At 47.9% G+C, this 23,838-nt stretch carries 27 protein-coding genes; 19 read left to right on the top strand and 8 right to left on the bottom strand.

Features of this window, described 5'->3' with window-relative positions:
- Positions 1 to 176: 176 nt before the first annotated feature.
- The 4 genes from C8R14_RS09580 to C8R14_RS09565 form a co-directional block, all read right to left on the bottom strand.
- A complete protein-coding gene (locus C8R14_RS09580; protein ID WP_146208370.1) occupies positions 177 to 719 on the bottom strand; it encodes a hypothetical protein in 543 nt (180 codons plus the stop codon).
- Positions 720 to 851: 132 nt separating this feature from the next.
- Complete coding sequence (locus C8R14_RS09575) at positions 852 to 2,009, bottom strand: ParB/RepB/Spo0J family partition protein (RefSeq protein WP_011630668.1); 1,158 nt, start codon at positions 2,007 to 2,009, stop codon at positions 852 to 854.
- 24 nt (positions 2,010 to 2,033) lie between these two features.
- Positions 2,034 to 2,405, bottom strand: coding sequence for a DUF7673 family protein (locus tag C8R14_RS09570; RefSeq protein ID WP_011630667.1), 372 nt, complete (start codon positions 2,403 to 2,405; stop codon positions 2,034 to 2,036).
- The gene (locus tag C8R14_RS09565; RefSeq protein ID WP_011630666.1) at positions 2,402 to 3,208 is read right to left on the bottom strand and encodes a ParA family protein; all 807 of its coding nucleotides are present in this window, start codon (positions 3,206 to 3,208) and stop codon (positions 2,402 to 2,404) included. Before C8R14_RS09565 ends, C8R14_RS09570 begins: the two co-directional genes overlap by 4 nt.
- Before the next feature lie 167 nt (positions 3,209 to 3,375).
- On the opposite strand from C8R14_RS09565, the gene C8R14_RS09560 reads away from it, so the two are divergent.
- Positions 3,376 to 4,005 (top strand): TrbM/KikA/MpfK family conjugal transfer protein, encoded by a 630-nt coding sequence (locus C8R14_RS09560; protein ID WP_082211284.1) that lies wholly within the window; start codon positions 3,376 to 3,378, stop codon positions 4,003 to 4,005.
- A gap of 82 nt (positions 4,006 to 4,087) precedes the next feature.
- On the opposite strand, the gene C8R14_RS09555 is transcribed toward C8R14_RS09560, so the two are convergent.
- From C8R14_RS09555 to C8R14_RS09545, 3 genes are read right to left on the bottom strand one after another with little or no spacing between them, the layout of a single operon-like run.
- Positions 4,088 to 4,282 carry a hypothetical protein gene (locus C8R14_RS09555; protein WP_041353914.1) on the bottom strand — a complete coding sequence of 65 codons (195 nt, stop codon included), beginning with the start codon at positions 4,280 to 4,282 and terminating at the stop codon, positions 4,088 to 4,090.
- A gap of 14 nt (positions 4,283 to 4,296) precedes the next feature.
- A complete protein-coding gene (locus C8R14_RS09550) occupies positions 4,297 to 7,059 on the bottom strand; it encodes an LPD7 domain-containing protein (protein ID WP_011630664.1) in 2,763 nt (920 codons plus the stop codon).
- On the bottom strand, positions 7,043 to 7,405 hold the full coding sequence (locus C8R14_RS09545; RefSeq protein WP_011630663.1) for a plasmid mobilization protein: 363 nt from the start codon (positions 7,403 to 7,405) through the stop codon (positions 7,043 to 7,045). Before C8R14_RS09545 ends, C8R14_RS09550 begins: the two co-directional genes overlap by 17 nt.
- Positions 7,406 to 7,850: 445 nt before the next feature.
- Between C8R14_RS09545 and C8R14_RS09540 the strand changes: the two genes are divergently transcribed.
- From C8R14_RS09540 to C8R14_RS09455, 18 genes are all read left to right on the top strand, one after another.
- The gene (locus tag C8R14_RS09540) at positions 7,851 to 8,321 is read left to right on the top strand and encodes a hypothetical protein (protein ID WP_110332607.1); all 471 of its coding nucleotides are present in this window, start codon (positions 7,851 to 7,853) and stop codon (positions 8,319 to 8,321) included.
- A complete protein-coding gene (gene stbB, locus C8R14_RS09535) occupies positions 8,299 to 9,003 on the top strand; it encodes a StbB family protein (protein WP_011630708.1) in 705 nt (234 codons plus the stop codon). The genes C8R14_RS09540 and stbB overlap by 23 nt, the downstream gene beginning before the upstream one ends.
- Complete coding sequence (locus C8R14_RS09530; protein ID WP_011630707.1) at positions 8,996 to 9,403, top strand: hypothetical protein; 408 nt, start codon at positions 8,996 to 8,998, stop codon at positions 9,401 to 9,403. The genes stbB and C8R14_RS09530 overlap by 8 nt, the downstream gene beginning before the upstream one ends.
- Before the next feature lie 251 nt (positions 9,404 to 9,654).
- Positions 9,655 to 10,332 carry a lytic transglycosylase domain-containing protein gene (locus C8R14_RS09525; RefSeq protein WP_011630706.1) on the top strand — a complete coding sequence of 226 codons (678 nt, stop codon included), beginning with the start codon at positions 9,655 to 9,657 and terminating at the stop codon, positions 10,330 to 10,332.
- Positions 10,325 to 10,624 (top strand): TrbC/VirB2 family protein, encoded by a 300-nt coding sequence (locus tag C8R14_RS09520; RefSeq protein ID WP_011630705.1) that lies wholly within the window; start codon positions 10,325 to 10,327, stop codon positions 10,622 to 10,624. The genes C8R14_RS09525 and C8R14_RS09520 overlap by 8 nt, the downstream gene beginning before the upstream one ends.
- Positions 10,625 to 10,628: 4 nt before the next feature.
- Positions 10,629 to 10,949, top strand: a complete 321-nt coding sequence (locus tag C8R14_RS09515) for a VirB3 family type IV secretion system protein (RefSeq protein WP_011630704.1) — start codon at positions 10,629 to 10,631, stop codon at positions 10,947 to 10,949.
- Position 10,950: 1 nt separating this feature from the next.
- Positions 10,951 to 13,371: a VirB4 family type IV secretion/conjugal transfer ATPase gene (locus C8R14_RS09510; protein ID WP_011630703.1), complete on the top strand. Its 2,421-nt coding sequence runs from the start codon at positions 10,951 to 10,953 to the stop codon at positions 13,369 to 13,371.
- Positions 13,368 to 14,081, top strand: coding sequence for a type IV secretion system protein (locus C8R14_RS09505; protein ID WP_011630702.1), 714 nt, complete (start codon positions 13,368 to 13,370; stop codon positions 14,079 to 14,081). Before C8R14_RS09510 ends, C8R14_RS09505 begins: the two co-directional genes overlap by 4 nt.
- On the top strand, positions 14,078 to 14,407 hold the full coding sequence (locus tag C8R14_RS09500; RefSeq protein WP_011630701.1) for a hypothetical protein: 330 nt from the start codon (positions 14,078 to 14,080) through the stop codon (positions 14,405 to 14,407). Before C8R14_RS09505 ends, C8R14_RS09500 begins: the two co-directional genes overlap by 4 nt.
- A gap of 11 nt (positions 14,408 to 14,418) precedes the next feature.
- The gene (locus C8R14_RS09495) at positions 14,419 to 15,585 is read left to right on the top strand and encodes a TrbL/VirB6 family protein (protein ID WP_011630700.1); all 1,167 of its coding nucleotides are present in this window, start codon (positions 14,419 to 14,421) and stop codon (positions 15,583 to 15,585) included.
- A 51-nt stretch (positions 15,586 to 15,636) separates the two neighbouring features.
- Positions 15,637 to 15,870 carry a hypothetical protein gene (locus tag C8R14_RS13375; RefSeq protein WP_146208369.1) on the top strand — a complete coding sequence of 78 codons (234 nt, stop codon included), beginning with the start codon at positions 15,637 to 15,639 and terminating at the stop codon, positions 15,868 to 15,870.
- Positions 15,871 to 15,946: 76 nt separating this feature from the next.
- Positions 15,947 to 16,657, top strand: a complete 711-nt coding sequence (locus tag C8R14_RS09485) for a VirB8 family type IV secretion system protein (protein ID WP_011630699.1) — start codon at positions 15,947 to 15,949, stop codon at positions 16,655 to 16,657.
- On the top strand, positions 16,654 to 17,409 hold the full coding sequence (locus tag C8R14_RS09480) for a TrbG/VirB9 family P-type conjugative transfer protein (protein WP_011630698.1): 756 nt from the start codon (positions 16,654 to 16,656) through the stop codon (positions 17,407 to 17,409). Before C8R14_RS09485 ends, C8R14_RS09480 begins: the two co-directional genes overlap by 4 nt.
- A complete protein-coding gene (gene virB10 / locus C8R14_RS09475) occupies positions 17,406 to 18,536 on the top strand; it encodes a type IV secretion system protein VirB10 (protein ID WP_011630697.1) in 1,131 nt (376 codons plus the stop codon). Before C8R14_RS09480 ends, virB10 begins: the two co-directional genes overlap by 4 nt.
- A 3-nt stretch (positions 18,537 to 18,539) precedes the next feature.
- On the top strand, positions 18,540 to 19,658 hold the full coding sequence (gene virB11 / locus C8R14_RS09470) for a P-type DNA transfer ATPase VirB11 (protein WP_011630696.1): 1,119 nt from the start codon (positions 18,540 to 18,542) through the stop codon (positions 19,656 to 19,658).
- Positions 19,651 to 21,651: a type IV secretory system conjugative DNA transfer family protein gene (locus tag C8R14_RS09465; RefSeq protein WP_011630695.1), complete on the top strand. Its 2,001-nt coding sequence runs from the start codon at positions 19,651 to 19,653 to the stop codon at positions 21,649 to 21,651. The genes virB11 and C8R14_RS09465 overlap by 8 nt, the downstream gene beginning before the upstream one ends.
- Positions 21,652 to 21,677: 26 nt before the next feature.
- Positions 21,678 to 21,920, top strand: coding sequence for a hypothetical protein (locus C8R14_RS09460; protein ID WP_011630694.1), 243 nt, complete (start codon positions 21,678 to 21,680; stop codon positions 21,918 to 21,920).
- A gap of 72 nt (positions 21,921 to 21,992) precedes the next feature.
- Positions 21,993 to 23,123, top strand: coding sequence for a KfrB domain-containing protein (locus tag C8R14_RS09455; RefSeq protein ID WP_011630693.1), 1,131 nt, complete (start codon positions 21,993 to 21,995; stop codon positions 23,121 to 23,123).
- A 249-nt stretch (positions 23,124 to 23,372) separates the two neighbouring features.
- On the opposite strand, the gene C8R14_RS09450 is transcribed toward C8R14_RS09455, so the two are convergent.
- A complete protein-coding gene (locus C8R14_RS09450; RefSeq protein ID WP_011630692.1) occupies positions 23,373 to 23,717 on the bottom strand; it encodes a hypothetical protein in 345 nt (114 codons plus the stop codon).
- Positions 23,718 to 23,838: the final 121 nt, after the last annotated feature.

Here is a 23,838-nt window from a genome sequence, read left to right as displayed (position 1 = left end):
ACTTCATGCAACACGGCGATTTATCGCGATGTACCTGACAAATTTTGTTTTGTAGAGATACGACCTGGGCGCGCCTCGCGCGTTTATCATGTTCGCCAGGCGAACATCTGGCGTTAGCTGTAGTAGGTTTGTCTTTCGATCAGTGCGAAGGAAGCTGAATAAGAAAATTTCCCGGTTCAGGGTTTTGTTATTCTGCGTCTTCTGTTTTTGAGTGGATTTTCAGCTTCATAGCGGATCTGAGCTTCTTCAAAACGTTTGATGATGTTGTATGTATTTTGTTTTGTGATTTCATGTTTTTTCGCAATCACTGTCAAAGTGTCTTGAATCACAAAATGATCGTAGCAGATTTGGATGGATTTCTCTCCCGCTCTGCTATACCGAAGAATTTTATCGAATTCGACCTCCCGCTCTTTAATGGCGTCTTTGTTCGCATGTAGCTGGTAATGTTTGATCGTGCATCGTGCGATCTTTAAAACATCTTCAATTGTTGAATTTGCTTGTTGAGCAATTTCATCCAGACTTTTTGACGTAAAAAAAAACTCACGCGCTGTATTGTATTGCTTCTTGGGAATGTTCAGCCTGTTGAATACACGCCTGATTTTAATGATGGTTTCCTGGGCTGTTTGCGCATCTTCGATCAGTCTAGCAACAGCTCTAAATATGTTTTGTTTCGTGGTGTCGAATGTAGCAGTTATCGTATCAAGTGAGTGACGTGCCACCAGATAATCTCTGGCAATTGCCTGAGTGTTCTCGCGTGTACGTGTAAAAGCAAGCGCCCGATCAAAGTCGGGCGCTTGCATCCGGTTTTTTGAATAATAAAAACGTTTTTTTAAGGTCATGCATTCGGGTGTTTAAAGATTCTTCGCTCTGTCTATCAACACATCTAAGTTGAAATCCCCTGACTTGGCGAAGCCTGCTGAAAGGGCGGCTAATTTTAGCCTACCCATGGAAGAGTCGTCATAATCTCTTTTCCGAATCCCTTCAGAAACCGCAGCAACCCATTCTACAGTGTTCGCGCCTTTGTCGAAAAACCCGTGTAGCATTTCTTCAAGAGCGGCGCGGCCTGCTTCGTCGTCAACCTGTGAAATATCGTCCCTTGCTTCATTGTCGAGCGGGATGGAGGCTGATGCGGCGGGTGAAATGGTAAAAACCTGGCCGGGTACCCCGGCGTCTCGGTTACGCGGCGTGGCCTGGTTTTCTTTGACCTTATCGTCGTCTTTCTTGGCTATCTGACGTTTGGTCGGGGCTACCTCGGCTTTGGCATTGCGCGAAATTTCGCGCAGATTGCCGGATTTGGTAGGTTTTGCAGCGGCATTATTATTTCCGTTTGCATCCGTTGTAACTGTGGATTTTTTTGCAGTACTGGCTGCTTTGAGTGCATCTACCGTTTCCTTTGCCTTGCCTGGATTTACTTTCTCGATCTGGCGTACATCGTTAATGACTTCCATATCGGCGGTGATGTTCTCCGAGATAAGGCGTTGTGCCTGTTCGGACAGGTTCAGAAGCCCCCGCATTTTGTAAATCCATACGCGACCACTTTTGGGTTTGCCGTATTTTTTCAATACGGCCTCAACGTCGCCGCCACAAGCGTCCAGGTCACGTTGGATACGCTTGGCTTGCTCGTTAAGAGTTAAATTCTTGCGTTTGATATTTTCAATGAACTGGGCACGTTCAACCTGTTCATCGGTTAAAGTCCTAACCAGGGCCGGAATGGTTTTTAGCCCCGCTATCTTCGCGGCGCGGATACGGCGCTCGCCAGCGATAAGTTCGTATTTGCCGCCTTGAACTGGCCGTACCAGTATGGATTGCAAAATACCAAGTTCTTTCATGTCATCGGCCATTTCAGAAAGCGGGTTTTCCTCATCTTCAAATTCATCGCGCACCTGTTTTTTGATAATGATGAGGTCTAATGGGATTTCGGGAGTTTTGGCCACTGACTGTTCAACAGCTAGCGATTGAATGCCTTTACCAAACTTGCCAGCGGCAGCTTTAATGATAGGATTGCTCATGTTGATCCTTTAAATGTACGGTTTTCAGTCAAGGCTCTCGGGTCGCCACTGTCTGATAATTTCTTTAAAATCGTCGGCCAGCTCGAAATGATCAGGGTAATGGTGTTGTTCTGCAATCAGGCTAAAGACAGTTTGCATATCGTGGCATATAGATAAGTCCACAGCCCATAGTTTTGTGAGGTCGAAACCTCCATAGGTATCTGCATTCCACCATGCCAGCAAGAATTCTGCAATGCAGCGGCTTTGTCCTGTATCGCCTTTGGCTGCTTCAATTAGGCGCGCTAGCGCCTGCTGTTGTGCGTTGGTTGGGAGATATGGTTTGTAGCTCATAGCCTGTATTGCTTCCAGGGGAATCGTCGATAATCCTCGGGTCTTCAGTTTTTTATCGCTGGTCATTGTTGGCTCTCCAATACATTCAATTGTTCAAGCACAGTTCGGCAATTGTCTTTCCATTCCTGTGCAGCTTTGCGATGGCTGGAACCGCTGACAGCCCGCCATACGGGTTTTCTGGCAGAAATCGCAGCCTTGACGGCATACCGTAAGCTAAAGGCGTAGGGTGTGATAAGCGCTCCATAGGCGCTACGTAAATCTTCCAGTGTATTCATTTCGTACTTGCTGCGGGTGTTCACTTGGTTGGGAACGATGCCAAGTTGTATGAGAGCTGGATTCTCGGCGTCGCGTATTCTAGTGATCGTTTCTAGCAAATTAGCAACACCATCAATAGAAAAAAGATCGATGCTCATGGGGGATATAACTGCGTCAGATGCAGCCAGAAGCGCGGCAAGCACCTGGCCCATGGCGGGCGGTGCGTCTATTATGCACAAGTCGTAATCATTCGCGAATCTTGCCAATACAGTGCGGGGTGCAGCCAGTGCGGGGCTGCCAAGTTCGAACGTGCCTTGTATGTATTGGGGCAAAAGACTATCGGGCGCTATGAGATCAATATTTTTTTCGGTAACCAGGGGTTTGAGGTGCTGCCCGGTGGCAGGGTCAAATAATGTGCTGACCGTCAAAGCAGAATAGCCTGACTCATGGGCTATCTTGCTGTCTCCTGCCAGAACCAGACTACCATTACCCTGCTCGTCCATATCGACATATAGCACTTTTAAACCCGCTTCTTCCGCGGCAAATGCCAAGTGTAATGCGATGGTTGTCTTGCCCTGCCCGCCCTTTTGGGTTGCTACTGCAATTGTTTTCATCCGTGTTTTCCTTTTTAAACGCTACCTGTAGGTCTAATTTTATCCGAAAAACTTCCCATAGGTCTATAAAAAAGTACACTTATAATTCAATTTTTAGTAAACTCATGTTGTTTGCATTAAGTAACTGTATTTGTACCGCTTCGGCGGCGTTATTCTAGGAGTGATTTATGAAGAAAATTGTTATAAGAATAATCAGCGTTGGAATACTAACTGCTTCAACTTCGGGTGCCGCAACAACAGAAACAGTAGAACAATTTTTTACAGGTGATACGCGTTTGGCATGTGAGGCGATCTTGTGCCTGTCCTCGTCACAGCGTCCCGATGAGTGCAGCGCTTCGCTGAGTCGGTATTTCAATATTACGCGCTTGAAATGGAGTAATACAGTCAAGGCAAGGCGCTCGTTTTTGAATTTGTGTCCTACTGCAAAGGATGTATCTGCAAACATGCCACAGCTTGTTGAGGATATTGTAAATGGCGCAGGCCGTTGCAATGCCGATTATTTGAATCGTACCCAACGGGTTCAACTTAAACGCAAGGTATGCAAGGGTTGGGATAATAGCTTTATAAGCAGTTCTTGTAATACCGAAACGTATTACGGAATTAAGAACTCACTCCCTAATCACTGTGAGACGTACTGGGGCAATAACTACACGGACGTGGACATTGCTGCCAAGTACGTAGGAACGATGGAACAGAACGGCAGGTGGGTACCTAACAAAGACTTTGTGACGGAACAAGCGCGATGGGAACAAATGCATCCGCCCAAGCAAGAAGAATATCCATGGTTGAAGCGCTAAGTGCGCTGTACGATGTTCGTTCGGCGAACATCGCCAGTTGAAAAAGCCCTGCGTTATTGCAGGGCTTTTTTTCTTTAAAATATTACTTCAGAAAATGATTGATCACTTCAATTTCTTGCTCGGTTAGGCTTTCCTGTTCGACCCTTGCCACTCCAGCGGCCAGCGCGTTCAAATAAATATCACTGATAGCTTTCATACGGGCCAGTGCTTGGGGCGTGTCGCCACCTTGGTTGTGTATCGCTGCATTGGCTCGTTCGATCTGAGCAATTGTATACATATCGTGTTTTCCTTCTAACGTTTACGAATTGGCGCGTTGACGCGAATAGGGGCCGCAAGCGGTTTACTCGCATCTTTGATTTCAAAATCCAGGCCGCTGCGCCGTGCGGCCTCGATCATTTGCTGCTTGAATGTGGCATCCCCGTTCAATGTCAGAGATTTTCCGTATCGGCTCACAGCAACTTTTAGGGCAAGATCATAGGTACGCTGCTCGGGGTTAAGCACTTCAACCCCGCGCCTGGCGTCTTTAATGATGGTCTTGCCCTGGTCTTGATAGATGACGTTCCCGCCAATATCTACGCGATAATTGGGCAGGGCGAAAACGGGCTTGTCTTCGCCCTGGCCTTGAACAAAATCCGGCCCGCCTGTCTCGGGCTGGGCCTGCTGCATTTTTCGCAGTTCCCCCAGCGCGGCCAGATCGCCATGTTCGGCCAGGTTGTGCAGGAACGTGCGGTATTCGGCATTGCGCCCTGGTGCTTTTAGGGTGCTGTATACGGTTTGGCGCTGTAGGGCGATTTCTTCCAGCGCGATAACACGCGCTGCGCGGGCCTCGGCCATTGCGCCTTGACGCATCAAGCCGGTTAACTTCTGCGCGGCCTGTTTCTGTTCCTTGTATAGACTGCGCACAGCCAGCGTTTCATCGCGGAAATGCTCTCTAGCGTGGTCACGTTCGATTTGCCGGTGCTTGTACGATTGGCTAAGCCATTCGTTGAAAGCTACCCATATTTCCAAGTCTGGCTGGGGTAGGGCGTCTGATAACGATGCCTTGTGGCACTCCATCAAAATAGACTGGGCGTTCAGCCACGATTTATTCAGGTGCTTGGTGAAGAAGTCGCCCAAGTTGTACTGCTTGCCATCGTGGAATATGCGCGGGGTGCCATCGCGCCCTACGCCTGTTGAGTATTGGGCCGGGTCGATTTTGTAGTACCTGGCTGCGGCCTCGATCACCAGCGCCGGGTTTGTCTCGGCTTTTAGCCGTGACGCGTTGACCGGGCCGCGTTCTTCTCGCACTTGCGCCCGGATTACGCTTATCTGTCGTCCAACATTTTTTTGAGGGTCGCCAGCTCGAATCGCTTCTTGATCCAAAGCCCTGCGAAGTCGGCCAACGGCAAGCTGGGCGGGTTCAACGTCAAGCGTAACCGCTCGATTGCCTTCAAGAGTTCTTGCTGACTGTGCAAGTGCCTCGCGGCATGTAGTTTCACACTTTCGCATTGCCTGCAAAGCGCGGCTATTTGGTGTGCTTTCAAGGTCTACTCCTTCGGCTCGTCCTGCTCCTGGCCGATGCTCGGGCCGTCGCATTCCATCATCGGCACCGGGTTCAGGCTGTCCCAACTTACTAGGAACATCACCCTGCAATAGCATTTCAGTCTGTCCTTCGTCGAAAACCATACCGAGTGAGGACATGTCTGACAAATGGTGAATTCGGTCGGGAGGCGGGAAGATTCCAACCTTTGCAATACGGGGCTTATAACGGTTGAGTCGTATTCTGCCATGTCGATTCTCCTTGGTTATTCTAGGCTCTGCCGAATCGCCGCGATTTCGTGCGTGATTGGCTCCATTAGTTTGTTCATCTGCTCTACGATCACGTCCGGGCTGCTGGCTGCTTCCTGGCCGCGTTGCAGCGCCTGCGTGATGCGGGTTAATTCCTGCGTGATGACTAGATTCTGTTCGGTCATGGTCGCCAGCAACTGGCCCAAGCCCTCCATCCTCGCTATCAGTTCGTCCTCGATGTTCATACAGTCCTCGGTTTAAAGTGCGCAACAATGCTGCGCGTGATTGTTGCCGTTTTTCGGCAAGCCAGTCTGTCTTGCCTTGTTCATCCAATTGCTTATATGCAGCCCATCGGCCTTTGCTGGATATATAGCGCACTTCCAGAGCACGATGCTGCGTCCATTGCTCAACCTTTGTGGCAGTTATATCTGCTGGAGGGCGCATGGTAGCTGAGGCTACGCCAGCGGCCACGGCCTGTAAAGATTCGGGGGTAATGTCCTTAAGATTTATCCCTTTGTCAGCCCAAGCAGGCTTAACGTTTAGGTAATCGCCATCGCGCCCGTTCCGCACTCGCACGGTTCCGTATTGCTCGGCAATGCGGGCTATATCTTCAAGGCTCCGCGCACCGGACTCGATGGCATCACGCTGAATGTAGGCGCGCACTTCCTTGGCCGACAGTTTTTCAGGGTCGGCCTTATGCCGACCAAGAGGGAAAGGTGTCGGTTCGTCACGGAGCGCGTCATACGGGCTTTTCAGAGAAAAATCATTGTTAATTTTTTCCTGCATAGCGTCGTGAAAAGCCAGGTTCGCGGCACCGTAGCCTAGCGGGTCTAGGTAGGCGTCATTGCTGATGTTTCGCTTTGGGATAACTATATGAACGTGCGGGAGCCGTTCATAGGCTTTGCCGGTTGTCGCATGAATGTCATGCGTGACTTTTGGAATATGCGCTTCCGCGTAGAAAACATATTCCTCGGCGTCATACGCAGCCATGAGATCGCGCCGGTACTGTTCGGTTACGGCGTGTATCGTTTTCAGATTCACCTGGCCCTGGGCCGGGGTATTGCTTTCCGTGTACTGCTCGGCAAAGCTAAGGGTGATATGCAGGTAACGGCTATCGCCTTTCTGCCTGGTTTCAATCTGGTTAATTGTGCTGTCCATCAGATCTATATCGCCCGCCAAGGGGATACGATCATCTATCAGGTCGCGGTCGTATTCGCGGCCCCTTTTGCGCCCTGTTTCCAGATATTCTCGGATGCCACCCGCTGCGGCGTTAACCCTGGCGAGCATAGGTAATCGTTTCGTTTAACAGGGCGCGAATATGGTCAAGCCGTTCGATGGCTTGCAAGCATTCGTCCCTAGCCAGCTTGCCCGCAAGTTGGGCGCTATTCAGCGTGTGGGCAACCTGGTTCAGATTGTTGCCCATACGGTTGACCTGCGTAACCAGGCTACGTAAATCGGCATTTGGCTTTGACCGCTCCACAATTCGGGTACGGTTGTTCAAGATGGCTTCTTCTAGCCATTCTCTGGTAGATACTCCTGCCCGGTCACTGGATTCAATTAGCCGGTTATAGGCTTCATTTCCGATTCGGAATGAAACTACGGCTGTCTTGGTCGATGCGCGCTTCTGTCTCATTATTGTATTCGCCCCGCGAACATTTCAGGTACTGGCGTAGTCAGCATATTGCTTGTGCTTGGTATCCCAGCCAGGCATTCCGGTTTCAAAGGTGGAACCTTTGGCACAGGGTATTTTACCGAGGCGTAGCCAAAGTGTAAACATACCAGTAGTGCCTTTTTTCATCATAGACTAATATCAAGGCAGCCGCCATTAAAGTTCGCATTAAATGCGCTTTTATCGTTCTGATTCATTTTTATTATGTTTTTATGGTTTTATGTATCTTGATAATTCTGTTTTATTAATTTAGTATTCAGTTTTGATTTCAGCTTATATATGTTTCATTTCGTTTTTTATCGTTTTGTTCTGCTCTAAACCGTCTTTGGTCTCTATGAGCGATTTAAATAGTCCATTGGATTTTTATAAATCCACCAAAACAACCAGGTCGGGCGGGTTGCACCGGATAATGAAACAAATAGTGTTCCTTCGTTATTTGGGGCTGCCGTTTAAAGAGATTCACAAATATGCGGCTGAACAGGGATACAAAGGCACGTATTCGTCATTCACAAGCTGGCTGCGTCGAAACGTTGATTTCGTCGCAGAAATCCGTAAGCATGAAAGTGAATTCAGAGCGCTTGACCCTCGTCCGCCTTTAAGTGGCACTGAGAATCTGAAAGACTCGGACGATTGCCCTAATACTTCTGGCGAGACAGCGACAAGCGAAAATGAAATGTTCGCCCCGCGAACACAACGAGAAAAAACGAAACCTTCTACTAGACGTCGCAAAGCGAAGCCGAGTGTTACAGAACCGTCAACAGAGACGGAGCAACAGCCTTCACCAAGGGACGTTTTAAAAAAATGGAAAACGCCCTCTTATGAAGATCAATTAGATAAACACGGAATAGGAAAACACGATGACGAAGATAGCAGTCGTTAATTTCTCTGGCAATGTAGGGAAGTCCACGCTAACGAAACATTTGCTGGCCCCTCGACTTCCAAATTGCGAAGTCATTCAGGTGGAAAGCATCAACACAACAAATGTCGATGGCGAAAAAGTGAGCGGCAAACATTTCAAGAAGGTTATTGAAGAAATCGCCTTGCACCAGAATGTCGTTGTAGATGTAGGATCATCAAACGTCGAGCAGGCATTCACAGCACTAAAAGACCTTGACGATGCCCATGAGGATTTTGATTACTTCGTAGTTCCCTGCGTGCCTGATGGCAAGCAACAAAACGATACTTTGGAATTGCTAACGCAATTGCAGGAGTTCGGTATACCCGGCTCAAAAATCAAAGTCATTCTGAATTATGTGCCTCGTGATGAAGTGCCGGAATCTTTATTTCCTTCCATCGTTGGTTACTGCTCGGAAATGGGAATCGGCTGGGCAACTGTGTATTACAACGAGGTATTTGAATTACTTACTAAAAGCACGGTGGATCAAGTCGTGGCCAACCTGGATGATGTGACCGCACGCATAAAAGAAATTCAGGCCAAACCCGCTGAAGAACAAAACAAGAAAAAATTACGGGAACTTTCCGGCCTGAGAACAAGCGGGCGCATGGCAAAAGGCGTGAAGAAACATTTCGATGAAATCTTCGGGACACTCTTTAATGAATGAGCGACCTGCATCAACAATCTTGGAGCAAGTCCATGCCGACTTGCTCCTCGATGTACAAAAACTTTTGCTTGAAACCGAGAAGTTGAAAAAAGACTTGCCCCAGTTGTATAAGAGCGTCACTGGCGACGTAGAAAACGCGGCAAAAATTGCTCAGGATGCTTTCAAGGATATGGAGTCTATGGCGCGTGCTCTGGCCATCCATACCAACAAAGCAAAATCTGATTTTGAAATCGAGTCAGAAGCACTCCAAGCCAAAATAAGCAAACAAGCCGAATCAAACGCAAAAGCCATCGCGTCAGGTTTTTCTCCATTCACCAAACACCTGTGGTTATTAAGCGCGCTGGTTGGCTGCAATTTGTTGATCAGCCTGGCCTTTGGACTGGCCTATCTACTGAAGTAATCCGCCTTGCCTTGCAAGGCAACATCCCTTTTGTTTGTAAAGAACGGCGGCTCTATGCCGCCTTTTTTGCGCCTTGCGCAATGCTTGTATCACGGATACAGGCTACTGAAATCAGTCTGTTCAACCTCAGTGAATACATTTCAATAAGTATACTTTTTTCTTGATTAAAAAGTATTATTTTTTATTGACTTTATGCGGACAATCATGGAAAATACTAATGTTAACGGTAAAGTTTTTTTGTTACTTTTTATATGATTGATTTGCCTCCAGATTGCCAAGCCGCTCTGCGCGAACCCGTGATGCAACAGATTTATCAAGTTGAATCAGGGTTTAATCCGTTTGCTATTGGGGTTGTGGGAGGGCGCTTGGTGCGCCAACCAAAGAATCTTGCCGAGGCGGTTGCGACAGCCGATAACCTGACTAACCTGGGTCGAAACTTCAGCATTGGACAGGGGCAGGTAAATAAAACCCATTTTGTGCGTCTGGGCTGGGACAGCGATATTAAGGCAGGCTTCGATGTGTGCAACAACGTTGTGGCAGCATACGAAATTTTTCAACATTGCCAGTCCTGGGCGCTCGGTTCTGGATTCAATGCAACACAAGAATACAGCGCAACCAATGCGGCTCTGAGTTGCTATTACTCCGGCAAACTTAATGCTGGCAAAACAAACCCCGATGTGACCCGCTATATCAACAAAGTAATTTCTTCAACACCCAGGAACCCGGTCAACATGGATTCCGCATCACTTGCCATCCCGTTGGCCGATTCGGAAAAAGGCAAGATAACTAACGTCAACACGGATCAAACCGGCGTGCGCGTTAAAGTCGTTAAGCCTCAATCAGCCAGTATGCTTTTATCTGGCAATTCTTCTGTTAGCAACACCACTTCATCAATGATGTTAATCAACCAAAGGATTAAATATGAATAAAAACTTTAAGGCATTTTTGCTTCAAAAATCAGTGCGTAATAAGAGTTTCGCAATCAGTATGGCTTTGGCAAGTTCACCCGCATTCGCGCAGCTTGAACGCGGCACAACGATGCTCAATAGCGTTTCGATGTGGCTTTTGTCTATCGGGGTAGTCGTGCTGACAATTGCGTTAATGTTTGTTGGTTTTCGCATGATGTTCCAAGCCGCTCAATGGAAAGACGTAGCGCCTGTTTTTTGGGGGGGCGTTTTGATTGGCGGTGCGGCAGGTATTGCCGGTATGTTAATCGGTTAAGGTTATGGACAGTCGAGACAGGGTATTTAAGGGTGCTACGCGACCTCCAATGATGTTTGGCATCCCTATCGTGCCGTTCATTTTGATTGTTGGAACACATATCCTTGTGGCGTTGTGGTCGTTCGTGTTGCTCTCCGGTTTTGTCTCGGTTGCAGTATTCGTTTTGCTGGCATTCATCATAGTCGTGCTACGCCAGGTCAACGCGGACGATAACTTTAAACTGGCTCAGACCTTCATGTATTTCCGTGATATTGGGCATCGCACCAATAAGCATTATTGGGGCACCCATAGCATGGGGCCAGTCACGTACAAAAAGCGGAAATGAAATGAGTAAAAGCACAGCAACTAAAGAGAAAGAGGACATATTTTCGCAGCAACGCAGATATGCCAATGAGGAAGATTCGCTAGAGCGAATCGTGCCATTTTCAAGCATTATCGATGATGGCATTGTAAGTACAAAGAACGGTGATTATGTGCGTACCTGGCGTGTCGAGGGCATGTCATTTGAAGGATTATCTGAGGAAGAAGTCTATTCGCGCATGGAAGCCCTGAATCTGTTTATTCGTGGCCTTGCAACAGGCAAATATGCATTTTGGGTGCATCGTATCAGGCGCTACGCCAGCGATAAGCTGGAAGTACCGGAGTACAACGATTTCAGCCAGGATTTAATGGGACGGTATTATGAGAAATTGGCCGATCAGGGCATGATGTCGAGTGAATTTTATCTGACTGTGGTTTATCGGCCTTTCCCGCTAGGCAGAGGCGGCGTGTTTGGAAAGCTGCATCGGACAGTGGATGAAATCAAGAACGAAATCGCAGCAGCTGTTGAGCGCGTCGAGATTGTCAGCAAAACGGTTATGTCCTCCCTGACGAAATATCGCCCGCAACAACTGGGCAATTACGTGTTCGCGGGGCGAACATTTAGCTGTCAGCTTGAATTTTATTCATATCTAATCAATGGGTTCTGGTGGAGAATTCCGGTTAAAAACTTGCCGCTGTATAAGTACCTTCCGGTTTCACGACTGTTATTCGGCAATGAAATCATCGAATACAGGGATACATTCGGATCTGAATTTGGCGCATTTCTGGAACTGAAAGATTACGCGGATTACACGACACCCGGTGTTTTGAACACGCTTCTCGCGCTGGATTGCGAGTACATCGAGACGCATTCTTTTTCTCCTATGACGACGCTTGATGCACAAAGCGCTTTGAAAAAACAGCGCAATCAAATGATATCGTCCGAGGATAACGCACTGAGTCAAATCGTTGAAATAGATGAGGCGATTGATTCTGTAATCAGCGGTAATTTTGTGCTGGGCGAATATCATTATTCGTTGTTGGTTAAGGGCGAGACACCCGATCAAACACGAGAATTCAGAAGTAATGCATCCCAGCTTCTAAACAACGCCAATTTTCTTGGGGTTGACCTGGAAAAGGTCACTGCTTCGGCTTATGCGGCTCAGTTACCGTGCAATTGGAAATCACGGCCAAGGGAAGCGCGTATCAGTAGCCGGAATTTCACTGGCGTATGTTCGTTTCATACTTTTGATTCCGGCAAACGAAATGGAAACCCCTGGGGGGAAGCGGTGACATTATTCCGTACTCCTGCCGGTGCGCCGTTCTACTTCAATTTCCATGACACGCCTCTCGGCGTTGATTCAACCGGTAACAAGGCCCTTGGCAATTGTCAGATCATCGGACAATCGGGGGGGGGTAAAACTGTCTTGGCATTGTTCTTAATGCTGAACCTTTTGAAGTACGGTACACAATGCGTTTTCTTCGATAAAGATCGTGGTGCTGAAATTGCTATTCGTCGCGTTGGCGGTAAGTACCTAGCGCTTGAAAACGGCAAACCAACGGGGTTTGCACCTTTCAAGATGGAAACAACAGAAAAAAACATTCTGTTTTGGGTTGCACTTATTAAATATTGCACCCGCAGATCAGATGTCGCTCATACGCCGGAAGAAGAAAACCTGATTGCTTCGGCAGTACGGTCGGTCGCTGGAATGCCGGTACAACAGCGCTGTATCGATGCTGTGCTGCAATTTTTGCCCGTTGGCGATCCTAATGGCCTAGCGCAGCGCCTGAAAAAATGGAGTATCTCTCGCGGTAATCTCGGCTGGGCACTTGATTGCCAGCGCGACGAATTGCAATTTGAGGAAGGTCGCCCGTATGGATTCGACTATACGGATTTTCTCGATAATGAAGAAATATGTGGCCCGATCATGATGTATCTCATGTATCGGGTGGAAGAACAAATCGATGGCCGTCTGTTTGCGTTCTTCATGGATGAATACTGGAAAGCGTTGTCTGTCGATTATTTCAAGGACTTTGCCAAGAACAAGCAGAAAACGATTCGTAAGCAAAATGGCCTTGGCGTTTACATGACGCAAAGCCCGCATGACACACTGCAAAGTGACATTGCAAGGGCGCTGATTGAACAAACAGCCACATTCATTTTCTTGCCGAATCCAGCGGCAGATCATGATGATTATGTGAACGGTTTCAAGCTCACTGAAACCGAATTTAAACTTGTTCGGGAATTACAGGATTCATCCCGCATGTTTCTGATCAAGCAGGGCCATCGTGTATCGTTGGCACGTCTTGATTTAGGTGATTTTAAAAACGAAATCAAGATTCTTTCTGGTTCTACTGATGAAGTAGAACGACTCGATCGCTTACGGCATAAGTACGGGGATGACCCGGCGCAGTGGGCACAACCTTTCTTGGATGGTGAATCATGAAAACTATTAAATCTATTATTTCTGGCATTTTTGTCGCCGGTATTTTGAGTATGGCTTCTGTCCACGCTCAGATACCAGTAACTGACACGGCAGCTATATCGAAATCATGGACTGCTCATTTGGCAGAAATAGCAAAGTGGGCACAACAATTGAAGGCAATGGAGCAACAATATTCTCAACTTAGAATGCAATACAACTCCATTACTGGTTCTCGGGGCATGGGTCAGCTCATGAATAATGTTTCGCGCCATGTGCTGCCCCCTGACTTTACACAAAGCTACCACCGGCTTTTGACCTTGGGACAAGGCGGCGCAAGCAACGATGCTCGGATCATCTATGAAACCATAAAAAAACTGGATTGCGCTCGCTTTCAAGATTCAAATGCGAAGCTGCAATGCCAGGCTCAGGCTTATGCCGAACCTGAAAACGCTGTTTTCATTAACAACGCTCTTAAATCCTCACAAGAACGTGCTGCGCAATTGCACCAATTGGTATCGCAGATAGACAGCGCTACCGATTTAAAGGCCGCAACCGATCTTTCTAACCGAATCGCGGCAGAGCAATCGCTGTTACAGAACGAACAGACACTCGTGAATTTAGCACTGGCGCAACGTCAATCACAATCAGCTTTGATTATAAAAGCCAGAGCAGAAGAAGGTAGGCGCGCACTGCGTGAAAATACTGGAAGTCCTTTTGGGAGTTTGAGATGAAAAAATTTCATTTTTTGATTGGGGCCATCTTTGCAGCTTTTCTGATCTCAGCCTGTGATGGCGAGGACTCAAGAAAAGTCCTTAGAAATACTGGAAGTCCTTTCGGAAAGGTTGGCGGTAATTTCCCTGATCAGAAAGACGAAACCAGCAAGAAAAAAACTCAGAGCGTGAAAGAGAGAGCAGAAGAAGGTAAGCGCGCAGTGCGTGAAAACACTGGAAGTCCTTTCGGAAAGGTTGGCGGGAGTCACCGTGATCAGAAGGTAGATCATAAGGACGATACCAACAAGGCAAAGCCTAACGGCCAACCATTTGGTAGCTTGGAATAAGGTAGAAAATCATGGCTGGTGTAATTAAAACTCAGGCGGATACCGTTCTCGGCATGGTCGCGTCATGGAGCGGCATACCAAATACGTTGATTACGTGGGTTACTCCGGTACTGCTCCTCGGCCTGACGATCTTAATCATGTGGCAGGGCTATAAGGTGATTCGCGGAGCAGGAGGCCAAGATCATTTACTGGATATGTTCTTCAACTCCATCCGCGTTTTTCTTATATTTTCTGTGTGTTTAGTGGGGGGGGCTTACGCCAGCAATGTAATGGTTATCGCGCAAGAATTGCGCGAAGGCTTGACCGGATTGTTTAGTGGAACAACTGCGAATGTTTATACGCAGTTAGATATCATTCTGAATCAATCCGCTGATGTTTATAAGGAAATCATTGACTACGGGCTGGAACACTTGGATTTTGGAGTAACCGGCTCAGATACAACCGGTATCGTTCCTTTGGCAGGCGGCACGTTCATGATTGGTTTCATGGTGCTGTATATCTTTGTTGCCGCCATCAACATGATTGTCATAGATTTTGCTTTGGCTATTTTCTTTGCACTTGGGCCTCTGTTCATTGCTTGTTTGGCTTTCCAGGGAACGGCCCAATTTTTTAATACTTGGCTAAGCGGCGTACTCAAGTACATTTTTACTGCTGTGGTGATTTCCGCCATCGTTGGCTTGGGACTAGGGATTATGCAGGGGTATATGGCGGCACTTATCGCACAGTCACCAGAAAGTATTGATTATACCGGCCAAACATTAGGTGCTGTTTTAGCAGTCGGTATCTTGGTTTACCTGACGTTCAAAGGTGCACAGATCGGCGCTGATCTGGCGGGCGGTGTTGCATTAAATATTATGTCGTTAGCTCAAGCTGCCCGTTGGGCAATCAACCCAGCCGGGGCTGCATTATCAAATACTGCAAAAGCAACCCACGCTGCCAGCAAAATTGCCAGCGCTGGTACGGGTTACATGGCCGGTCGTGCATCCCAAACAGGATTAGGTAAAGCAGCGGGTTCTTCTTCTGCCATGAAATACGCAATGGCAGGTATCAATACCATGGCACAAATTGGCAGTGGTACCCGTTCTGCCTTGAGCCATCGTTCTGCTCTCAGTGCTGCTCGCACTGGATTTCAGTCTGGTGCATCTGTCAAACGAGGAACAGGCATGATCACAAAATAAATCCATGTAGTACCTCATTCTTGTTTCGCATACTTAAAAGGAATTTTCGCTATGAAAATTTTGCAGGTGGCTCTTTTTTTTCTTTTTGCTGCTGGTTGCACTTCCGCACCAAAACTTGAGTACCCAACGGGCAAGGAATCTGTCAGGCAACCGATCAATGTTTTACATCCGACATTGAGCGAGACTGTTCCATTAAAAGCCGCGCCCGCAGGCTTAAACCCGGAGATCAACAGCGTCTCTCCAACAAACAAAAGTATCAACTCCTCAACTCGGAACGACTCTTAATCCTTCTCTCAGACTTGATAATTCCGGAAATCGCAACCGAAATTATTCCACAAAACGCGGATTGTAAGGAAAAAACATGAACAAGGAAAACACGAAAAAACCCGGCGATATCACCCCGAACGACGACTTGCGCGACGTTACTTGGGAAGCAGAATTAAACGCCATTTTGCGTAATTCTCTGAAACGCCATGCAGCGCTTAATTATGTACTCGCGGTCGCGGTTGCTGCTCTGACAATAGCCCTGGCTGTACTCATGCCACTTAAACAGTTAGTGCCCTATGTTGTGCGCGTTGACAATTTGACCGGGGCAACTTCTATCGGTCAAACCGTACAGGACTACGTAGCGGAATCTGAATTAGCCGATAAACACTGGGTGAATAAGTTTGTTGTTGCGCGTGAACGCTATAACTACCACTTAATACAAGATGACTATGACACCGTTAAGAGTCTTGCTGGTGATACGCCGTGGAAACAATACAACGAACTTTTTAGCGGCCCCCAAGCCCTTGATCGGCAATTCGGCAAGAATATCCTGTTCACCCCTAAAATCATCAGCATCTCGCTGACGGAAACGGGCGGTCAGAAATTTGCCACGGTACGTCTGTCGGTTCAGCAACGTGACCTACGTACAGAATCCAAGTTACGTGCAGTCCATAAAGTTGCCACGCTTCGCTATGAATATGAACCACGTTTGTTCATTAGTGAACAGGCTGCGATTGATAACCCGTTTGGTTTCACTGTCTTGGGCTATCAAACCGACAACGAATTCATAGGGGGTGAACAATGAAAAGAATCATGATTGCATTGGCCCTGGCTCTGCCTCTCACCGCTCATGGATTGGATTTTAGCGCGGCCCCTGATAATACTCGGGTTCGCACTGTCCGCTATACAGACAATATGGTCGTTCGTGTTGTGGGCTATGTGGGTAGTCCTACCGTTATTGAATTCGGCAAATCGGAAACTGTTGAGGACGTTGCAGGCGGTGGCATCATCGACTGGGATATTGCAAAGGTCGGCAACCGCGTTTTTATAGCACCACTCAAGACGGCCAAGCCCGGCACAATCATTGTTGCAACAAGCAAGCATTCCTATGTACTTGACATTGTGCCGGCCTATAAGGGCACAGTGCGCTCTAACCGTGTTTCGAAAGTCATGTTTTCTTACGGCACACCCAAAGAACCAAAAAGAAACGCTACTCAAGACCATGTTCGCCAGGCGAACATGAGTTATTCGATGGAGCTGGTGAATACCAGCGTCGATATCCGGCCTTTGCGGGTCTTTGATGACGGCAAATTCACGTATTTTTATTTTCCTGAAAATACAGACATTCCCGTCATCTACGAGTCATCGCCCGGCAGTCGTGATGAATGGCTAACTAATTTTCACAAAGCGAAAGATGGTGCCATTGTGGTACATGGAATTGCTAAACAATGGAATCTTCGTCTGGACAAAGCCATCATCGGTATTTTCAACGATGGCTTTAAATCATCTGGATACCCCGTAGAAACATCGTCTCATAACACAAGGGGGCATAAATGAGTGAAGCTATTAAAGAAGAAGATTTCAATCAGGAACCACTGCAAGAGTCACATGAATTTAAGGGCGAAACCAAAAAGAGCGGGGTGTTGCGCTCCAGGGTATTTACCCTGGCACTGATGTTCGGTGTTTTTCTCGTGGCTTTACTGTTGGTTATCTGGTTCGGAAAAACGAAATTGTCTGATTGGCGGGCTGAACGTGAAGCAGATCAATCAGCCAAACAAGCCGTTGCCAGCCTAAACGCGAATCAACGCCGGGGGCGTGACTTTGACCTGAGTGATTTTCTTGCCAGCCCGACACCGGAACAACCTGCAACACCAGCACCAAAACAATTGCCCGAGAACTTTTATCAACCCGGCCCTGTGACGAGTGTTCCGCCTATTCATTTGGCTGGTGGTACAGCAGGCCAGCCTGGGCACGCTCCCGCTAACGTGCCTGTATTACCGCCCATGATGCTCTCGGGTGAAAACAATAACCGGCCTGCCACAGTACAGGATCAGGCGCGTATGACGAGCCGGAAAGAGATGCCCTCAAAAACCGAACAGGCAAGTGCCGCTGAGTTAGGGGATCGTTCGCTCGTTATCACGCGCGGATCGTATATCCCATGCATTTTGCAAACGCAGCTCTTCAGCAATATACCAGGCCAAAGCGGGTGTGTAATTCCTGACGATATCTATTCCGATGATGGATCGCGGTTACTTGTCGCGCGTGGCTCTACTGTTGTCGGCCAATATGGGCAGACATTGCAGAACGGCGATTCTCGCATTGCTGTGGTATGGGAACGCATTAAAACCACGGACGGTTTTGTCATCGATGTAGACAGCGGCGCTGCCGATGGCGTGGGTACGATGGGCGTTGGTGGCTTCATCGATAACCATTGGTCTGAACGCTTGGGCGCGGCCCTGCTGTTGTCTTTAATTGATGATGCAGTAGACATTGCTATAGCACGCCAGCGCGGTTCGGGCGGGACCGTTTATGGCAACTCAACCGCTCGATCCAGCAAAAATGTTTCTCAAAAAGTGTTGAATGCCACCATCAATATCAAGCCCACACTCAGCGCGAATCGTGGTGCTCGCCTTATGATTTATGTCAGCAAAGACCTCTGGTTTGACGATGTTTACGGGGATTAAAATATGAACTCAACAGTTTTGAAATCTTTGGAAACCAATCTTGGCACTGCGGGCCTGTTTCCAGATTCAGAATATGTTCCGTTGCAAGATGACGCCGCAATACAGGCGTATCTTGCCCCATACAAGCAATGGCGCGAAGATCCCCGTGTAACAGAAATCGCCGTCAATGATGATGGCAGGGTTTGGGTGTACACAAACCAATGGGATAGCTACAACGTGCCGCAGATCAATCAGCACAGCTTGTTGTCGCTCGGGGGCGCTATTGCGACCTATACCAATTCGGCACAAGGTTGGAATGCCGCCTATCCGATCTTATCCGGTTCTTTAAAAGACAATTCTCGGGTACAACTTGTGATGGAGCCTGGCGTACTGCGCGGGCATGTCTCGTTTACGCTTCGCCAACCATCAAGAGCGCGTATTTCCTTAAAGGAAATGGAAGAACAGGGTATGTTTCAGGGCACTACCCAATCCACATTCACTATTAAACCGCATGAAAAAGAACTGCTGGCCTTGGTGAAGTCGCGCAAGATCATTGAGTTTCTAACAAAGGCGGTTCAGTACCGCCAGAATATTGTTTTGTCCGGGGCTACTGGCTCCGGAAAAACAACCGTGATGAAAGCCCTAGTCGATGTAATCGACCCTGGCGAACGCATCATTACTATCGAAGATGCTCACGAATTGAGCCTCACACAACCTAACGTAGTGCATTTGCTCTATGACAACGCCAAAACGCGGCCGGGCTCTGACACACCGGTTTTGTCGGCTAAAGATGCACTGCTTAGTTGTCTTCGGATGAAGCCAGACAGAATCCTGCTGGCCGAGATGCGCGGCTCAGAGTGTTTGTATTTTCTTCGCGCTGCATTAAGCGGGCATCCCGGCACACTCACGAGCTGCCACGGCGAAAATCCCGCGATGGCTTACGAGCAGATGATGATGATGGTGAAATCCGATCCTGTGGGTGCTGGGCTAGATTACAACGTCATCAAGCGCCTGATTCATTTAACGGTCGATATCGTGGTGCAAATCGAAGTTGATAGGCACACAGGCCAGCGACGTGTTGTAGAAATCGACTATAACCCGCAGCGCAAATATGCCATTGCCCAAGGGAAAGATCATGCCTAAAAAAACCTCCGTATTTGCAGATATGACCCCAAAAAAATGGATCGGTGTGATGATTGGTCTGCTGTCGCTCGGTGGGTTGGTTTATTGCGCATTTTGGGTGTCTGGAATGGTGCTGTATGCCTCTTTCCATGAAAATCCTTTGAAGGCCAATATTCACACGATTTTCGATGCCACTGCGTCTATCGAAACGCACCGCCAGAAGGTTAAGGTTATAGGTAGTTATTTTGTCGGCTTTTTTTTATGCCTGGCTATTCCATTTGGCATGATTATGGCCTATCGACGGCATGACCCTGATGTGTACGGAAAGGGCCGCTTTGCCAATCGAAAAGATATTGATAATGAGGGGCTATTTGCCGAAAGGGGCATTTGTTTAGGCCGTTTCGCCCAAGATTTGATGCATTTGCCTGGTTATGAATTTGTGCTGCTAGCCGCGCCTACTCGTACCGGCAAGGGTGTGGGGTTTGTTATTCCTAATTTGCTTACGTTTCGTGAATCCACCGTGGTGTTGGATATCAAGGGGGAAAACTACAACCTGACTTCTGCATTTCGCCGAAAACACCTGGGCAACGAGATTTTTTATTTCAACCCGTTCTCGGAAACAACACACCGCTGGAATCCCCTGTCATATGTTTCTGAAAATCCACTTTTTCGTGTCAATGATCTGCGGGCTTTAGCCGCAATCATTTTTAAGACACCTGAACGCAGCGATCCTTTTTGGTCTGACAGTGCGCGTAACCTTTTTGTTGCCATAGCACTGCTGGTACTCGAAACGCCACGCTTACCGCATACCATGGGCGAAATTCTGCGTCAGGCGTCGGGTAAAGGCAAAGACACGGCCTTATATCTACGTGAAGTGATTGCGGTCAGGCAAAACACGGCAAAACCACTATCACGTGAGTGCAAAGATGCAATTAATCGGTTCTTGAATGGCTCTGACGACACATTAAAAAATATCCTGTCTACGTTCACATCTGCTCTGGGTGTGTTCAGCAGCCCGGTCACGGACAAAGCCACCAGTGCAGACGACTTTGATTTGCGTGATATACGCAAACGTAAAATGTCAATTTATATTCACATTTCTGCCGGGGAAGTGATGCAGGCACAATTCATTACCAACCTGTTTTTCTCGCAGTTGATCAATGAAAACGTCAAAGAATTGCCCGAGCAAAACCCGGCCTTAAAGTATCAATGCTTGCTTATGATGGATGAATTTACCGCTGCCAGAAAAATTGAAATTCTCGCCAAGGGTGTCGGCTTTATGGCCGGGTACAACATGCGCCTAGCACTGGTTATTCAAAACAATTCACAGCTTGAATCAACCTACGGCAAAGAAGATGCCCACTCGATTATGGATAACATGGGCGTCAAGATTTTTTATACACCATCTCAAGTAAAAGAGGCGGAAGAATATTCTAAGATGCTAGGGAACATTACGGCGATCGCGCAATCAACGCAGCATTCCAACATTGGGCCATTGAATGTTGGCCGTTACAGCAAGTCAGAAACCGATACGCTGGTTTCTCGTGCCTTGATGTTGCCACAAGAATTGATGCAGCTCGACAAGGAAAAGGAATTGGTGCATCGCTCTGGCATTCCTATCATCTTCGGCAACAAGATCCGATATTACGAAGATGATTATTTCATGCGTCGGTTCACGGCAGTTGAAATGCACAAGGTTTCTATTGGCGGTGAAGTGCGCAAGGTGCCTTTGCCGCTGCCATTGCCAAATACAAATTGGCGTCTCTATCGCGGCCAGGTTCAGCGCAGTGATTACTATGTGGATTCGCAATTGGACGATTTGGCGCATCCCGCAGAAACAAATAGCGTTTCAATGCTGGTGGATATAGTAAACATGGTTGAGGATGACCCAAATCCCCAGGATGCAGCGCTGCGTGATGCAGCCTGTGAGGATTTAGCCCTCGCCAAAGTTAATGAATTTGCCGCGCTGTTTGACAGCCTCGGAACTACTGATACAGGTGTGCTTGACCGCTAAGTCGGCATACCCAATTTGACCTGGTTATGAAGAACATCATTCCGCCTCGGGGCGACCTGCTTCCGCTTGCGTACTTCCTCGGCCTTATATTGGCATTCAACATGGCGGCACTCTGGATGCCGATGTGGGCGCGTGCTGCTTACTGTGCATGGCTTGCTGTTGGTGTTGCCGCGCTTGTCGATGCTGGCAAAGAACCTGGATTACCGGGTACTTTCATGAGGAACTTACGGCGTATCTTGCGAGCGCACTTGTGGCCTCTGTATCTGTGATCCTTACCCGTACCGCCTTCTGGCGGCGTTCCTGCCCGCGTTAAGGGTGTTAATTAAATTAAGGTAATAACCATGGATATACAACAAAGTGAGGGCAATCTCCCCGAGCTCAAGGATATGGAGCTTCCAAACGATCCAAATTTGCTGCGCGATCAAGCTAATCGCGGCGAATTATATGCTGTGCAGCGTGCCAATCACGATTTGACCGTCAAAGAAGAAGATGCGGAAATCGGTTTACGATTTCTAGATCTTCTGGAGCAGACCGCGCAGCGTAAAGACAATGTAGGCACGGATGCGAAAAAGGCACTGACCCACTTTAACAGCCTTTATGAGGACCTAGTCGGCGAAGTCGCAGCCGACCAGGCCGAAAGTCATCGTTGGAAACTTATCGGTTACGATATTCGAACCGGCACAGGCAGTGCTTCACTTTACGATCTTCAGAATGAAGCAGCGGCAACGCAAGCTGCCGTCATGCTGGCTGCACTTTCTGGTGGAAATAGATTGAACAGCTTGCTGCCAGACGTTCCGAAGGTGTCCACGATTGATGCATTGCATGAGATACAAAGCACCGCTCGCAATGGCATAGCCGAACCGCCATCTGGCGGCGTTCCTGCCCACGTTAAGGGTGTTAATTTAAATAAGGTGGTAACCATGGAAAAAGAAGCACAAGATACAATTAAGTACATCGGGGAGCGGTTGCCCAAGCCTGATTGGGAAACCGCCCGCAATCTTGTCAGCAGCGCTGATCGTAAAGGCTTTGTCTACCTGGCAAAGCCTAACGCGCAATACGCCGGAAAAGTTCTAATGATGAGCGACACTCACCTGGTTCAGCAAGTCGGTAAAAATTCCGCCGTGGCGCATGATCTTTCAATACTCGAAAATGGCCCTGAACTTGAACGCCAGTTCGACAATGGTGAAATCAAGGCCGGACGAACCAATATTAAGGTTGAATATGGCCAGGATAGGGGCAAAGCTGATATTGTGACGTATAACCAGCAGCGAGCTGAAACCGTGCAGACACAAGCAGAGAAATGGGCAGAACAAAACATTACCAATTCAAAAAGTCGTGAGACTTTTTTGAAACACGTTCGTACCTTTGCGCAAGATATGGCCAAAGGTCAAGAGCCTGCAAAGACTCGGCCAAACAAGGCCAAAGCCCCCGAGAAAACGCAAGCGCCACAACAGCAACAGCGCGGCCGCTAACGTCTATAGGGGATAGACATGGCCAAAAAAGTTGGCCAAGGTAAAAACCCCAATTCAATACAGGGCGGGAGTATCCGCCCTGTTTAAAGACAGATATTATCTGACCTAATCTTGGCAAGCAGAATAAAACTTGAGACAGTTATCGCCTAAATACGTGATTACTCCTTCAAACTGGACTAACCCGCATTCAACGCGATTATATTTCTTCGATTCTGGAAAACTCCGTTTTACAATGGGTTTTCCCTTCGTTTAGCCGCGTTGCATTTCAAGGCGTTCTGTCAATGCCGTAGTATCGGCCAATACTGTTTCAAGGTTTGTCGTGTAGTCGCTGATTACGTCATAGCCAGCATTACCATAGACAAAACTCACCCACCCCACCCGCTTCTTTTTTCCATCTTTCATGGTTATCATGGCAAACAGGCAATCCTCGTCTGTGCTGAACATAGCGTCCATGATTGCGCCTATATCCCTGGCTGCCTCCAAAGCAATTTCCTCGCCGTCGAACACAGCCACACTGTAACCGGCCTTAATTAAGGCATTAACAGCGCTACGGGCAATCTGCCGTTCAATATTCTGTCGTTCCCCCATGCTCATTTTCTGTTCCCCCCTGCTTCTTGGTGAGCCTTGCTTTTGCTGTTATTGTGGTTGTGATTGGTCGTATTGATCATGTTTTCCTCCTTTGCCTGGTTAAAATCTGCTTCTTGGAGCCGCCTTG

This window comes from Nitrosomonas eutropha (genome assembly GCF_003201195.1).
GTDB lineage: Bacteria > Pseudomonadota > Gammaproteobacteria > Burkholderiales > Nitrosomonadaceae > Nitrosomonas > Nitrosomonas eutropha.
Note: the sequence above shows the minus strand (reverse complement) of the source record. Positions and strands in the feature narration are given on the sequence as shown.